The 14,632-nt window shown below is 60.7% G+C and carries 10 protein-coding genes and 3 pseudogenes; 5 read left to right on the top strand and 8 right to left on the bottom strand.

Annotated elements, in window-relative coordinates; translation table 11 throughout:
• Positions 1 to 115 precede the first annotated feature (115 nt).
• On the top strand, positions 116 to 1,030 hold the full coding sequence (locus AC1Z32_RS09610; RefSeq protein ID WP_483478485.1) for a LysR family transcriptional regulator: 915 nt from the start codon (positions 116 to 118) through the stop codon (positions 1,028 to 1,030).
• A gap of 259 nt (positions 1,031 to 1,289) precedes the next feature.
• On the opposite strand, the pseudogene AC1Z32_RS09605 reads toward AC1Z32_RS09610, so the two are convergent.
• Positions 1,290 to 2,005, bottom strand: a pseudogene (locus tag AC1Z32_RS09605) (IS5 family transposase); the annotation flags it as partial.
• 280 nt (positions 2,006 to 2,285) lie between these two features.
• A pseudogene (locus AC1Z32_RS09600) lies at positions 2,286 to 2,930 on the bottom strand (NAD(P)-dependent oxidoreductase); the annotation flags it as partial.
• Here AC1Z32_RS09600 and AC1Z32_RS09595 point away from each other — a divergent pair.
• The gene (locus tag AC1Z32_RS09595; RefSeq protein ID WP_483478826.1) at positions 2,884 to 3,015 is read left to right on the top strand and encodes a hypothetical protein; all 132 of its coding nucleotides are present in this window, start codon (positions 2,884 to 2,886) and stop codon (positions 3,013 to 3,015) included. The pseudogene AC1Z32_RS09600 and the gene AC1Z32_RS09595 overlap by 47 nt on opposite strands.
• A gap of 295 nt (positions 3,016 to 3,310) precedes the next feature.
• Positions 3,311 to 4,286 (top strand): annotated as a pseudogene (locus tag AC1Z32_RS09590) (threonine ammonia-lyase).
• Between the two features lie 47 nt (positions 4,287 to 4,333).
• On the opposite strand, the gene AC1Z32_RS09585 reads toward AC1Z32_RS09590, so the two are convergent.
• The 3 genes from AC1Z32_RS09585 to AC1Z32_RS09575 all read right to left on the bottom strand — a co-directional run bounded on the left by AC1Z32_RS09585 (position 4,334) and on the right by AC1Z32_RS09575 (position 7,321).
• Positions 4,334 to 5,506 carry a glutamine amidotransferase-related protein gene (locus AC1Z32_RS09585; protein WP_483478484.1) on the bottom strand — a complete coding sequence of 391 codons (1,173 nt, stop codon included), beginning with the start codon at positions 5,504 to 5,506 and terminating at the stop codon, positions 4,334 to 4,336.
• Positions 5,507 to 5,583: 77 nt separating this feature from the next.
• Complete coding sequence (locus AC1Z32_RS09580) at positions 5,584 to 6,144, bottom strand: aminotransferase class I/II-fold pyridoxal phosphate-dependent enzyme (RefSeq protein WP_483478483.1); 561 nt, start codon at positions 6,142 to 6,144, stop codon at positions 5,584 to 5,586.
• A gap of 625 nt (positions 6,145 to 6,769) precedes the next feature.
• The gene (locus AC1Z32_RS09575; RefSeq protein ID WP_483478482.1) at positions 6,770 to 7,321 is read right to left on the bottom strand and encodes a hypothetical protein; all 552 of its coding nucleotides are present in this window, start codon (positions 7,319 to 7,321) and stop codon (positions 6,770 to 6,772) included.
• A gap of 1,202 nt (positions 7,322 to 8,523) precedes the next feature.
• Between AC1Z32_RS09575 and AC1Z32_RS09570 the strand changes: the two genes are divergently transcribed.
• On the top strand, positions 8,524 to 8,652 hold the full coding sequence (locus AC1Z32_RS09570) for an HU family DNA-binding protein (RefSeq protein WP_483478481.1): 129 nt from the start codon (positions 8,524 to 8,526) through the stop codon (positions 8,650 to 8,652).
• Between the two features lie 495 nt (positions 8,653 to 9,147).
• Here the strand turns inward: AC1Z32_RS09570 and AC1Z32_RS09565 are convergent, their stop codons facing one another.
• Together AC1Z32_RS09565 and AC1Z32_RS09560 are read right to left on the bottom strand one after the other, a co-directional pair.
• Entirely contained in the window at positions 9,148 to 9,378 is a 231-nt protein-coding gene (locus tag AC1Z32_RS09565; protein ID WP_483478480.1) for a hypothetical protein, read from the bottom strand.
• A gap of 97 nt (positions 9,379 to 9,475) precedes the next feature.
• On the bottom strand, positions 9,476 to 10,393 hold the full coding sequence (locus AC1Z32_RS09560; RefSeq protein WP_483478479.1) for a LysR family transcriptional regulator: 918 nt from the start codon (positions 10,391 to 10,393) through the stop codon (positions 9,476 to 9,478).
• Between the two features lie 120 nt (positions 10,394 to 10,513).
• Here AC1Z32_RS09560 and AC1Z32_RS09555 point away from each other — a divergent pair, with 120 nt between their 5' ends.
• Positions 10,514 to 11,575, top strand: a complete 1,062-nt coding sequence (locus tag AC1Z32_RS09555) for an IS630 family transposase (RefSeq protein ID WP_483476817.1) — start codon at positions 10,514 to 10,516, stop codon at positions 11,573 to 11,575.
• A gap of 1,710 nt (positions 11,576 to 13,285) precedes the next feature.
• Here AC1Z32_RS09555 and AC1Z32_RS09550 read toward each other — a convergent pair.
• Entirely contained in the window at positions 13,286 to 14,347 is a 1,062-nt protein-coding gene (locus AC1Z32_RS09550) for an IS630 family transposase (protein WP_483476817.1), read from the bottom strand.
• Positions 14,348 to 14,632: the final 285 nt, after the last annotated feature.

Below are 14,632 nucleotides of genomic sequence, written 5' to 3'. Positions count from 1 at the left end.
CCTGTCTCAAAAGGCTAGAAATCGTTTGAATCGATACTAGGGACTAGCGCCCGGTTTGTCGTATGCTGAAACTCCGATAACCTATAACTTTTGGTTAACCGTCCGGATGGCCCTGATGAGGTTCAAACTTCGCCATATGGAGGTTTTTCGCGCGGTCATGCTGACTGGCTCGATCAATGCCGCATCGAAGCTGCTGTTCGTGTCGCAGCCTGCTGTGAGCAAGCTGGTCTCCCATGTCGAGACGACACTCGGCCTGCGCCTTTTCGAGCGATCAAAAGGCCGACTGGTGCCGACGGCGGAAGCGCACGCGCTTTTCAGGGAAGTGGAGCAGGTCTATCAGGCGGCAGTACGCGTCGATGAGTTCGCGCATGCGCTGGCGCTCGGGCCGTCGAGTCTTCTGCGTGTGTCGTGCAGCGCATCGCTGGCGATGAGTGTGGTCGCGCCGGCGCTCGTCGAGCTCAAGAAGAAACTTCCGGCGCTGACGGTCAGTTGGCAGACCACGCTGATGGCCGATATGCCAATGGAGCTACTGAGCAAGGAGGCGGAGGTCGCCATCGCTGCCATGCCGGTTCTGCATGAGCATCTGGAGAACGTTCCGTTCATGTACGGCAACATGGTCTGCGCCATGCCGAAAGGACATCGGCTGGAAGCGCAGGCTAGCGTCTCGCTCGCGGATCTCGAGAACGAACCCGTCGTGCTCTTCAAGCGCGACATTCCGTTCGGAACGGTGATCGCGCAAGCGTGTCAACAGGCGGGCGTCGAACTCAAGTCGACGATCGACGTGATGCGTGCGGATCAGGCGCTTGCCCTCGTGGAAGGCGGGCTTGGCGTGACGATCGTCGATAACTTTGCTACGACGGGCAGCGCGCTGGTCATTCGCCCGCTGCGCGAAGCCATCGAATTGACGGCGCACTTCGTCTTCTCGCGCTTTGCGCCGCCATCGCGCAATGCGAGCGTGTTCATGCAAGCCGTCTACAGGCGAGCGACTTTCCTGCAGCGCGCGATACCGGACGCCTTCGTCCCTGAATGACGCCGTATTAATGAGCGGCGGCAACGACAGCTGGACCGGTGACCCGGTCAGCTTGTGCATGGCCGCTGTACATTTGGAAGCGGACGCTACAACGGCGGCGCAACGATCGGCGGCTCAGGGTCGATGTCCGTCATCCCCGCAGCGGTGTATCTATTTCTCGTCGAAGGGCGAACTAGTCGCCCTTATCGCTGATGTGCTGACGATGCGGACGCACGAAGTGTGCATAGCACGCCGCATGCGCGATCATGACTTATAGGGGTTAACAAAATGACGTTCGCAGTTTTCTCCAGCATATGATGCAGCAGGCGATTTTCATGAAGGCCTCGTGGATGAAAGCGAGCCGTTCGAAGCGGATGCGAAGTCGGCGGAAGTTGTGAAGCCACGAGATGGTCCGCTCCACGACCCAGCGTGTTTTCCCCAATCCGCTACCGTGAGGCTGACCGCGCCGAGCAATTTCTGTCGCAATGCCGGCTGCATGCAGCGGACGTCGATATTTGTCGTGGTCGTAGCCTCTGTCGCCCTGGACGACCCGAGGCTTCGATAGTGGTCTGCCAGGCTTGCCGCTAATGGGCGGGATAGCCTCGACTAACGCTTGAAGTTGAGTGACGTCGTTGCGGTTGGCGCCGGTCAGTATCACCGCGAGCGGGATGCCCTGCGCTTCGGTGATGAGGTGGTGCTTTGAACCGGGTCGCGCGCGGTCTGTGGGATTCGGTCCGGTTTTTGACCTGAGCCCACAGCACGGATTGAAGAGGAGTCGACGATGACGCGAGACCAGTCGATTTTGTCGGCAGCGCGTAGCCGCGCAAGCAGCAACTCGTGCAACTGGTCCCATACGCCCGCCTCCTGCCAGTCGCGCAGACGGCGCCAGCAACTCATGCCGCTGCCGCAACCCATCTCGCGGGGAAGTAGGTCCCAACGCAGACCGGTCTGCAAGACGAAGAGGATGCCTGTGAGCACCGCACGATTGTCGAGCGGCTTGCCGACCTCGGCTACCACCCTCAGCCGGCTGCTTCATCATGAGCGCTTCTTACCAGCCCCCTTGTTCATTTTGTTAAAGCTTCTTAAGCGTCGGCGAAGATCGTTTGGAGCCGACGCACGGCGCGCCGCTCGCGTCGGACGGCGTGAGCGCGGCCGCAAGCACTACGGTCAGACATGGAACGTCGGCCTATGGGATAACGTACAGCCGAGATTGAGCCTTCTCAGGACGTAATGAAATCAGCCTGCGCCGGCCTGTTGAAGACCGCTGCCCGAAGCCTCAATAACCGCGGCCTCGATCGACGCATGCCGGGATCGAGCCGCTGTCACGAAAACGTCGGAAATTGTCCGCAACGATGCTCGACGCCGTTTCTCGATCCGTCGGCGCGGAGATATGCGGCAGCACGGTAACGCGCGGATGTGCCCAGTGCCAACTATCGGCGGGTAGCGGTTCGGTGGCGAAAACATCCGGCACCGCATGCCCGAGAGCTGCGCGATCGAGTGCAGCCTTCAGCGATGCGTCGTCCACTATCGGACCGCGCGCGAAGTTGATCAACGACGCATTCTCAGGCAAAACGGCAAGCGTCTCGCCGTTGATCAGACCCGCGGTCTGCGGCGTGAGCGGCAGCAGGCACACGAGGATATCCGACCGGCTCAGCATCACGGGCAGTTCGTCATCGCCGGCGTAACAGTCGACGCCCGCCACCGCTTTTCGCGAACGGCTCCATCCACATACGTTGAATCCCGCCTGCAAAAGACGCTGCGCCGCCGCTTCGCCAAACGCACCCAATCCGAGCAGGCCGACCGTCTTCCTTGCCGGGCGCACGTAGTCTTGCGCCTTCCAGAGCCTTTGCGTCTGCTGCGCTGCGTAGCGCGGCATGTCACGGTGCAGACAGAGCGTCCATGCGAGCACGGCTTCGGCCACGAGCACCGAGCGCTACAACACGGGCCGCGTGTACGGCTTCTATCGCGTGTCGCCGGCGTTGAGCTTCGGCCTCGGCTATACCTAAACGTCCGCTTCGGGCGATGCATCGGCGCATTACAACCAGGTCAGCGCGGGCGCGTTCTACAACCTCTCGAAGCGTACCGGTGTCTATTCGACGAACGCATTTCAGCGCGCGAGCGGCGAACAGCGCACGACCTCGGGCGGCCTGCAATCGGCGCGCGCGACGATCTCTTCTTATGGCGTGGACGGTCCGGGCACGCAGACGATCGTGACCGTCGGCATGCGCCATCGCTTCTAAGCATCACGCAACACGGCCGGTCGTGTCTGTCGCCGGCCGCATAATTTCTGGAGACTCGAACATGCTGTCATTTACCACGCCCACAGTCCGCGATGTGCTCGATGCATCGGTGCGGCTGCGCGGCGTCGCCGTGCAAACGCCCGTCGTGCGTTCCGATCTGCTCGACGAGATCACCGGCGCGGAAATGTTCTTCAAGCTCGAACCGCTTCAGCATACGGGCGCGTTCACGTTTCGCGGCGCATATAACTGTCTGTCGCGGCTCGACCGCAGCACCTGTCCCGATGGCGTCGTCGCGTATTCGACGGGCAATCACGGTCAGGCTATCGCCACGGTCGGGCGCATGCTCGATGTTCCGACCACGGTCGTGATGCCGTCGAATGCGCCTGAAAACAAGGTGGAAAAGGCGCGCAAGGCGGGCGCGCATCGTCCGATGCGACCGCGAGCGTGAGAACCGCGAGGAAGTCGCGGCGGAACTCGCGCGCGAAGGGCAGTATGCGGTCGTGCCGCCGGGTGACCATCATCAGGTGATCGCGGGACAGGCGACGGTCGCGTTCGAGACGCTCGAGCGCTTCGGCGCTGACGCCTTCGATGCGATCGTCGTGCCGTGCGGCGGCGGATTGTCGACGGGGACGTTTCTCGCGGTGGAAGCGGCGCAATCGAAAGCGCAGGTGTGGGCTGCCGAGCTGAGCGATTTCGACGATACGCGCCGCTCGCTCGCATCCGGCCAGCGTGAAACGAAACCTGCAGGCCGCGTGTCGATCTGCGATGCGTTACTCGCGCCGGTCCCGGCGGAGTTGCCGTTCTCGATCAACGGATCGCGTCTCGCGGGCGTGCTCGCCGCCGACGATCCCATCGTGCGCCGCGCGATGGCATTCTGCTTCGAGATGCTCCGCGTGGTCGTGGAGCCGGGCGGCGCGGTCGCGCTGGCGGGCCTGATGACGGGCCCGGCGGCGTCGCCGTTGCGCGGCAAGCGTGTGTTGATCGTGGCATCGGGCGGGAATGTCGATGCCGCGTTGTTCGCGTCGGCGATCAGCTAAGTTTGAGCTTTTGCGTAAGCGCCCGCTTTCGAAGCGGTCGCTTACGCTTATGAACGGCGCGCCGCCGCTTCCAGAAACGCAACCAGCAACGGATGCGGCGCGCCATCACGCGACGACAGTTCCGGATGCCCCTGCATGCCTGCAAAGAACGGATGCTTATCGGCCTCGATGGCATCGGCGATCGAGCCGCTCTCGTCGCGCGCGCTGACGGTCACGCCGAGCGTCGCGAGCGGCGCTTCGAGCGCCGGATTGAGCCTATGGCGATGATTGCAGAGAATGCTCGCCTGCACGCCGAGCATGGCCGCGATACGCGATCCCGGCACTAGGCTTATCCGCCGCAAGCCTGAGCGATGCAACAACTCGCCATCCTCGCCAACATGAATCGGCTCGAAGCTGGCGACGCGCGCATCGGGCTGCGCTTCCTTCATGCCGATCTCATCGCTCTTCAACGCGAGCCGCGCGATGGCCGTCGCCATTGACTGCATGCCGAGACACAAACCCACGACCGGAATCGACGCCAGCCAGCCGAAACGCGCGGCCTCGATCTGTCCCGCCACGCGCGCCATGTCCGCGCCGCCCGGCAAAAGAATGCCGTGTGCATCGGCGAGCAAAGTTTCTGCGTTGTCGCAGTCGATGTCCTGGGCCGCGATGAAGCGCACGTCGAGATCGAAGCCGAGCGCATCGGCGGCGTCACCGAGGGCGGCGAGCGTCGCGGGGTATTGCTGATGCTGGTCGCACTCACGGCCTATCAGCGCAATCGTCATGGACGGCCCGCTCGCGCGCGATGCGGCTTCTTCCGTGGATCGCCATCTGCCATAGCGATCCCGATGCGCTTGCAAAACCACGCCCGAACCATCTTCGACGAGCTGTGCGCTATCGGCTTCATGAACGACGCGCAACATCTCCACGTCTTCGGCGCATTGCGTAGGAAACGCATCGAACGATTGCACGAGGAGCACGATATCGCGCGTGCGCGCCAGCGCGAAAATCTCATGGCATGGTTCGGCAGTATCGGGCAGGCCCGTGCGCGTGCGCCAGATCAGACCGCTCGCGACTAACCGTCCATCCGCTGTGACGTGCTGATGCGCATCGGGAAACCGCTGTTCGTCGAAATGCACGCCTGCGCAGCGGAGTTCGGCATTCAAAGTCCGGGCGAACAGCGCGGGAAGGGCGCCGAATTGCGCCGGCTCGGGGGTAGCGTCTTCGATGAGATAGAGCATGGAAGGCCATCCGATAAAAAGAAAAACCCGCGACACGGCACACGTGTCGCGGCCATGGCGTCTGGTGCTTAGGCGCTTCAAACCGCGGCGACAGCGGGTGGCAACGCCGCACACGCGGTCTCGATGCGCCGGCACGCGTCGCGCAGCGTGGGCATCGGCACAGCATACGCGATCCGCACATGGTTCTCCACGCCGAACGCGCTGCCGTGCATCACGCCGACATGCGCCGCTTCCAGCAGATAGTTGGCGAAGTCGAGATCGGTAGCGATGACATCGCCCGAAGGCGTAGCAGCACCTATCACGCCCGAGCAGTCCACGAAGGCATAGAACGCGCCATCGGGTGCATCGCAACGCAGGCTGGGGCAGCGTGCCACCGTATCGACCACGAGATCGCGGCAGGTGCGCAACTCATCGATCCATTCGATCAGGAAATCCGTGCCGCCTTCCAGCGCCGCGCGCGTCGCCGCTTGCGAGATCGTGCTCGGATTCGACGTGCTCTGCGATTGCAGCGTCTGCATGGCGCGGATTAGCCACGCCGGACCGCCCGCATAGCCGATGCGCCAGCCCGTCATCGAATACACCTTCGATACGCCGTTGACCGTCAGCGTGCGCTCGCGCAGACGCGGTTCGACCTGCACACGTGCTGGCGCTCGGCGACCTGCTCCTCGAACATCTGGATGCGCTGGGCGTGAGCGTCGTCGGTCCGCGAGCGCGTAGTGGGCGCAATCACATCTACGTGCTGCAACTGCCGGTCGAAAGGTGGGCGGGTTTCTTCGCGCGCAACGACGTGCGTGTCTCGCCGGAGCGCGGCGGCATCTGCGTGTCGCTGGCGATGTTCAACACCGTCGGCGATATCGAACGACGCATCGTTCGCTGTTGCAATGACGGGAGCAGTTCGGAGTCGGCCCCAGCAGGACCCTCACGCAGTTGCGCTGCGCTCGCTGTGATCAACCGGTGGTGGGACTTGCACCCACGAGAGTGCGCCCATGGTGGGCGCACACGAGAAAAAAGGCCGACCCAAAAAAGGTCGGCCTCGAGCGCGTCTCCCGGGTTCTACGGATGCGCCATTCGCCGAGGTAGGAGCGTAGGTGCTTAGAGACCTGGTGTCGTTGGAACGCCCAGCCTCAGGTCCCCATAGTGTGTCGGCGGCGCGTCCGTCGCGCCCGTAGCAGCGGACCATGTTCCACGAGCACGTGCGGGTTTTATTCTGGCCGTGACGAGGCACGCGTACCTAACCACGTCACGATTGATGCGCGCCGGCGATCAGCGCTTGCGGTCGGATAGCCGGCCGATGAACTTCCACCCCTGATCGCGCACCCACACGTAAGTGAATCCCGTGGGGCCGTCAATGAAAACGGTCATCGGTTGCTCGGCGGCCGACGGCCCTTTTTGCTGCTCCGCTGACGCGGGCGTGATCCGCGCTTCGCCGGGTTTGAGTCGTGCATCGCGATCGTCGAGTCGCCAGCCTTCTTCGTTGACGTAAGTCAGGCGCGACGTTCCGCCCGACGGCGTCTGTACCGTGATGGTCAGCGCACTGGCATCGACGCCGATCGGTTGGACGCCGCCTGACGCCATGTTCACCGCCATCGATTCTGCGCTCGCTGCTGCCGGAGTCTCCGCGCCGGCGACCGATACGCCGAAGTGGGCGGCGGCACCGAACGCGAGGAGTGCGGACGTCAGGAATATCGAGCGCTTTGCTTGAAGGTTCTTCATTTTATGTACCTCCTTGCTGGCCGCATCGAGCGGCCATGTATGGTGCTGCGACTGAGTTCCGGGCGGCCAAATGCTTCCTTGCAAAGCCGCGCGGCCCTGCACCGGCTTTCTGCCAGTCCATTTCGATCAGCCGAATGCCGTCATACGGGCCTCTGTGACCGGGACGTTGCCATGTCAAGGCGCGTCGGCGCCTGCCCTTTGATGCGAAGAGAATGTGAGCCTCAACGAACGAGAGGCCGAAAGATCCGCAAGCGCTGACGATTTATCTATTCGCTTCTTGAGCAGGAGCGTCGCGCATGTGGCGCGTTATGGTCTTTTGCCGCAGACAGGTTTTTGGCGCGTGGCGGTTCACCACGCGCGGCCCAAGGAAGGCCATCTTTTCATACCCCTTACTATGGTCCAAAGCTTCGTCGAGTACAACAGCGTCATCCCGCCACAATGGGTGGTAATCGTCCGTCGAAGACCGATCGCTGGTCCAGATCCGGTGTATCTCGGCGAGCTCAATCCCGGGCTAACGAACGTGGGGCGTCGCCGCTCGATGAACGCGGCTGACTGCGCCCGACGAAACAGCAGGGCGGTGACGCGCGTCTCGAGTTTCTACAGAGTGTGTTTAGGTTATAGCCGCCTTCAGCGAGGCGGCTCGACTCTGGTAGGGATTTCAACCGCAGCATTGCTAACACGCCCAAAGCGGGGCTCAGGAGCCAAAAACAAATGTATGGTCAGCCGTCACTTTGCAACCTCGAACTGTGACCTAAGATAAAAGGGCTTGCGCAAATGTATCCGGGCTCGAAATGGTCGCGGATCAGAGCGCCCGGCCCTCGATGAGAAGCCGCGCCTGACTGTCCTTAAAAAGCGCCTCAGTCTGCGGGACTGGATTGTTTGTCAGGTTGTCAGTCGGGCCGTGAGCCGTTTATCTTCATCACAGGTCAGTGGTCGCAAAAGCAGGCGGAAAGGCACTTCAAGCGATAGCCCGTTGCGCCCGGTATGTGCCTCCATTGGCCAGAATCGCCCAAACGATTCTGAGAGTTATCTTAATAGCTGCGTTTATTGACAGATTTTTGGGGCACTTGATGGCCCAAACGGCGATGCGACGCTGTCTCAGTTCGCTTCGAGGTTCGTCTCTGCGGGCGATACACAGCGCGACCGACGTTCTCGCCATCGTTCGGTAAGATGGCGCTCGGTCTAGAAGGAGGAGAGACTAACGAACAACTGGAACTGATCGACGCAGTGGCTTTCGAGGCAGGCAGCGGCAAGGCTGCTGCGGAAGCGACAATTAACGCCCGTGAAGCACCATTTCGGGTAAAGTGGTTGGAGGGAATTCGGTTCAACTGATCGGGTTCGGCAGTCTTGCAGCCGGCCAGCGCGCCGAGCGAATGGCGCACAATCTGCGAACCAGCGAGACGGTCCAGATTGCCGCCGCGAAGGCAGCTTAAGCTGGTTGCGAGTCGTATCTGGGTTAGCCCCTTTGGCAGACACAGCGTCGTCCAGTTCTTCGTTTGAAAAGGGAGCAAGCAATGCGAGCTCGCCGGCTGTGAAGAGTTCTTCTACTTCGAATGAGCGAACCGTTCGTAGACGGGACATATTGTGCTGTCGTTGCCTGCGAAAAGCCCATGTCAAACTGCACGAGCTTATAGAACGCTGAGGCGATCTTCCGTTCTTCCACGACGCTCAACCGCCCGGCTCCGGCAGCGTCAGCGCGACGTTTAATCATCTCCTGCTTGACGGTGTGCCATACTGACTTTACCCGGTGCATGTCGGCATGTGAGCCCGTTTCTTTAATACGTTGAGCGCCGTCGAGTAGGAAGCGGCCGTCGACGAGCCGCAGTAAGAAAAGGACGACACGATTCGAGCGGCTACGGCCTCGACAAGCAACACGCTAGTGGATTGGCCCCGTCCGGTCAAATTCGGTCGCGGCGCGTATGCGCCTTTCAGGCGATGCTGAGAAAAAGCGCGAGCAAGCGCGTGACGCTCATCATGGTACCCGCGTCAGCCGGGCCAATAACGTCGAAGACCTTCGCACGCGGTACTGTCACCGCTTTGTCGGCCATGATCTGAAAATGCTTGCTCAGATTGTTCCATGGGCTGAGGCCGAACGATGCGGCTTCTTTTGAGGCTATTAATGCCAAGGAATGTCCGTTGTCTGGGACCTGCATGATCAAGCGATTGTTTCTTGGCGCGATAGAGAAAACGCAGAGTACGCCTGCACAGGCTTCGAACAACCGTGTTTCGCGCGTTATGCCGTAAGACCAGGGCGCGCTATGTCGTAAAAGCGCGCATATGCCCGATTTGCCGCCCCAATTGTTCAGCGCGGCGGTAGACGGACTCCATAAGCAGCATTGCGCCTCTGGGTGGCGGTGAGAACTTCGAATACACGAAGGTTGCGGTCATATCGAGTTCCTCGACGAGCGGTCGCACCACACAATCTCCGTTCGTGGCGGCAAACTCGTCGACGATGGCTAGTCCGAGGCCGTCTCTCACCAAGGCCAAAGCCTGGTCGGCGCGCGTGACATCGACCACCGAGGTCAGATCGACATTTGCTTGCTGGCATGCCCTGACGACGACCGTTCCAAACGGAATGTCGCGCCTGAAAAGAATCATCGGTTCGGACTCGAGGTCTGCGAGCGCGATGCGTTTCTTTGCAACGAGCGGGTGGTCCGCAGGGAGCGCGCAGACCATTCGGCCACGCATGAAGGGGACGACCTCCAAATGCTCATGTTCGATTGGCATCGACGTCACGGCCACGTCCACGGCTTTGCTCAAGACTTCGAGCGGCATGTCGGACATGAGTGTCGTATGCCAGTCAATTCTCAGTTTTGGCATGCTGCGCTTCAATTCGACGATTGCTGGCGCGACGATCGCCGGGCCGAGCGAAGGACTGCACGCGACACGCAGCAGGCTGGCCGGACCGAGGGCGAGGGAGCGCGCGAACTCGTCGACCCGCAAAGCCGATTGATAAACCTGCTCGACTTCGCGAAAAAGCGCTTGTGCTTCCGACGTGGGGATCAGCCGACCTTTGGTACGCTCGAAGAGACGCAGTCCGAGCGTGGTTTCGGTATGGGACACCAGCTTGCTCACGGCCGGCTGTGACACATAAAGCATTTTTGCCGCAGCGTTGATCGAGCCCGTGAGCATGACGGCGCGAAACACCTCCATTTGGCGCAACTTGAAGCGCATGTGCTTTCGGTCCGGGTAATTAACCTAAGGTTATAGGATAGCTGAAAAACGGCATAAGACATCCGGAGCGCGACGCCCTAGTGCATTGCATCATTGAATTGGCACCCCAAGTGTGTTCAGATGCGGGTCATGGGCAAAATGAATCTGACCGATACCGAACGCGAGCAACTGCTGTCGGCGGCGCGCAGCCGAACGGTGCGTGCGGCGGACGTACGACGCGCGAAGTTGATCCTGATGCTCGAGGACGGCGAATCGCGCGACAGCATCATGCGCACACTGGGTTGCGACTCGCGCTTCATCGCGCGCTGGTCGGGGCGCTTTCTTAGCGAGCGACTGTCTGGCATGTACGCCCGACATCCCGGGCGCGCTCCCAAGCAGCCGCCAGCCAGACTTGAGGCGCGTGTGCTCAACCGTACTCTCAAGCACAAACCCACCGACGGCTCGACACACTGGAGCAGCTATAAGCTTGCGGCAGAGCTCGGCGACGTGTCGGTCTCGACCGTGCAGCGCATCTGGCGCAAGCATGGGGTCAAGCCGCAGCAGTTGGAGCGGCACATGGTCTCCAACGACCCGGACTTCGAGGCCAAAGCAGCCGACGTGATCGGGCTTTACCTGAACCCGCCGGCGCACGCAGCGGTGTTCTGTGTGGACGAGAAGACCGCGATTCAGGCACTCGACCGCAAGGACCGGATGCTGCCGCTGTCGCCGGGGCGCGCCGAGAGTCACGGCTTCGAGTACAAGCGCAACGGCACGCTCAGCCTGTTCGCGGCGTTCAATACTGCGACCGGCGAGGTGCTGGGCAGAACAGCGCCGCGCCACACCAGCGAACAGTTTGTGGCCTTCCTGACCGACGTCGTGGCCAGCCAGCCCAAACGCAGAGAAATCCATGTCATCTGTGACAACGTGAGTAGCCATAAGACGGAGCGGGTGGCCACCTTCCTCAACGCGCATCGCAACGTACGTCTGCACTTCACGCCGACCTACTCGTCGTGGCTTAACCAAGTGGAAAACTGGTTCTCGCGCATCCAGCGTGATGTGATCGCCCGGGGCATCTTCACTTCAGTAAAGGATCTGAATCGCAAACTCATGCGCTACATCCGCGAGCACAACAAAAATCCGAAGCCGATCAAGTGGAAGTATGACGATCCTTCGCGTCGAATCCGCCAGGTGCCAAATCAATGACGCAGTCGACTAGAGCCACGAATGCAGCGCCGGTTGCATCTTTAATCCGTGTGGCGAGTTCGCTGAATTGGCCTGAGGCGCCCGGCGCGTGCGCGACCACCTTGAGATCTTGGTCAGTCATGTTTCAATTATCGAAGGCGAGCCAGCGTTCAGACTCGCGATCGCATGCGGCTACGAAAAAAGAAACCCGCCGAGCCGGCGGGAAAACTCAGGAGGGCACCTTGCTGCTAACCCGACTCAAAGGTACGGTAAGGGCGTGGCGGATCGCAACCTCGATTTTGATTCGTAGAATTGCTCGCAACGAAACAGCACGTCGAACATGGTCTGGCTCCGCGTGCTCTTCACTTGGACGCGACTTATCGTTGACACTTCGTGCCTCTATAGGCCAGAACAATTCATTCAGCCTGCGCGCCAAGATCGTTTCCGGCCTCCTACCCGATTTCGCGAACGCTGACGGTTGCTCCACGCGGCTTTTTGCCGACCAATGCGGCGCCGAGATATTGATCGGATCCAGCGATGGGGCGCGTCGCAAATTCGCAAATTCAACGGTGCTTGTCCAAGTGGTCGCACAGGTTTACGCGCTCGCGGGAGCAGGCGAGTAGATGTAGATAAGGGTCGATCGCGGCAAACAGGGACCGCTACAGCTTCCTCGATATTTGCTGCCCTAGTGACGTCCAGTGGGACAACTACGGCGTTCGAAGCGGAGCGGTCGGCTAGTTCCTCAACTCGCGAGACGTCGCGAGCAGTAATAACGGCCCGCCAACCACGCTCAAGGACCTATTTCGCGAGCGAGCGGGCGAAGCCAGTTGAGCATCCGGTGATTACGCGTTGGGTCTAAACCGAAGCAAGTGCTCAACGGCGCAGCCAATCGCCGCTTGGCTTTAAGCTCGGGGCGCAAGCCAGCACATCGAACCGGCGCTTGAACGCGTGCGAGTTTGCATGAATCGCGTGTCTCACCATCTGTTGATGACTGAGCTGTCCGCCCCCTTCGTGGTGTCTCCCTTACCCCAATCCGTCCGCTAATTCTACCGGCACTGAAAAAGCGGGACCCATGCGGCAGGACAATTTTTATGTGGTTGCTTCATCGGCGCTGGAGCAAAGCCGGTGAGCCAAGGTTGTCGGTTCAGGACCACTTCATTCCCTCGTCGCACAACATTGAACGAATTCATCGTTTGCGGCTGAGCGACTGTGTCGCGAAAATGACTCATCTTTTTCATCGTCTGCGAGCCGGTCGCGATTCGATTGGTCTTGTTCAGGTCACTATTCAGAGAATGACTCAGTTCCGTAAAGACAAATCATCCTCCGCAGGCGATGTCTGTCGGTCTACTCGTTCCACCTGTGCAAATCAACCAGCCAGAGAAGGCGAGGACCAAACCCATACGCCATGTCGTAACCGAATTGGATCTTCGGCTTCGTTGGGAATGCCCGTGGGCGTTCGAACGCCCGTTCTGCGGTCATCCTGAAGTAAGTAAAACTAATCTCATTGGGGAGTGCAAGTCGCTTCATGCGAAGAGACAGGCGGACGAACGCATTGGCTAGGTCCACGCGCCGTTGCTCAGTTCACCGGGATCAGCCCTTCCAAATCGGGCGAACAGGTGAATTCACCGTAAGTTCTAGACGTCTACGCCGCCATTGACCGTGCATGAGGTTCACCGGAGCGGTGCAGGAAAGTGATGAGTTGGATGTGGAGTTCTAGCCTAGTCGACTGCGTCATTGATTTGGCACCTGGCGGATTCGACGCGAAGGATCGTCATACTTCCACTTGATCGGCTTCGGATTTTTGTTGTGCTCGCGGATGTAGCGCATGAGTTTGCGATTCAGATCCTTTACTGAAGTGAAGATGCCCCGGGCGATCACATCACGCTGGATGCGCGAGAACCAGTTTTCCACTTGGTTAAGCCACGACGAGTAGGTCGGCGTGAAGTGCAGACGTACGTTGCGATGCGCGTTGAGGAAGGTGGCCACCCGCTCCGTCTTATGGCTACTCACGTTGTCACAGATGACATGGATTTCTCTGCGTTTGGGCTGGCTGGCCACGACGTCGGTCAGGAAGGCCACAAACTGTTCGCTGGTGTGGCGCGGCGCTGTTCTGCCCAGCACCTCGCCGGTCGCAGTATTGAACGCCGCGAACAGGCTGAGCGTGCCGTTGCGCTTGTACTCGAAGCCGTGACTCTCGGCGCGCCCCGGCGACAGCGGCAGCATCCGGTCCTTGCGGTCGAGTGCCTGAATCGCGGTCTTCTCGTCCACACAGAACACCGCTGCGTGCGCCGGCGGGTTCAGGTAAAGCCCGATCACGTCGGCTGCTTTGGCCTCGAAGTCCGGGTCGTTGGAGACCATGTGCCGCTCCAACTGCTGCGGCTTGACCCCATGCTTGCGCCAGATGCGCTGCACGGTCGAGACCGACACGTCGCCGAGCTCTGCCGCAAGCTTATAGCTGCTCCAGTGTGTCGAGCCGTCGGTGGGTTTGTGCTTGAGAGTACGGTTGAGCACACGCGCCTCAAGTCTGGCTGGCGGCTGCTTGGGAGCGCGCCCGGGATGTCGGGCGTACATGCCAGACAGTCGCTCGCTAAGAAAGCGCCCCGACCAGCGCGCGATGAAGCGCGAGTCGCAACCCAGTGTGCGCATGATGCTGTCGCGCGATTCGCCGTCCTCGAGCATCAGGATCAACTTCGCGCGTCGTACGTCCGCCGCACGCACCGTTCGGCTGCGCGCCGCCGACAGCAGTTGCTCGCGTTCGGTATCGGTCAGATTCATTTTGCCCATGACCCGCATCTGAACACACTTGGGGTGCCAATTCAATGATGCAATGCACTAGGGGGCTGATCTCATTGAAAGCGGAGTCGAGTGGTGTCGTGGCACCGGAGATCGGACAAAGACGTTTGCGCTGTCTGATGGTGACGCTCCAATCTCCCGGGTTTCGTCCCGTTCCCAGCGACGACAGGCATATCGGGTGGCATCGTCGGGCAGTCGTTGGCAACGGGACTGTTGAATTTCCGCTCAGGGTCGATGCTGCCGATCGATAGCAGCCTCGCGACGTTGAAACAGCGATTGCGAAGT

Source organism: Caballeronia sp. 11_S32, assembly GCF_056930355.1.
This window is presented reverse-complemented; position numbering and strand designations above follow the sequence as displayed.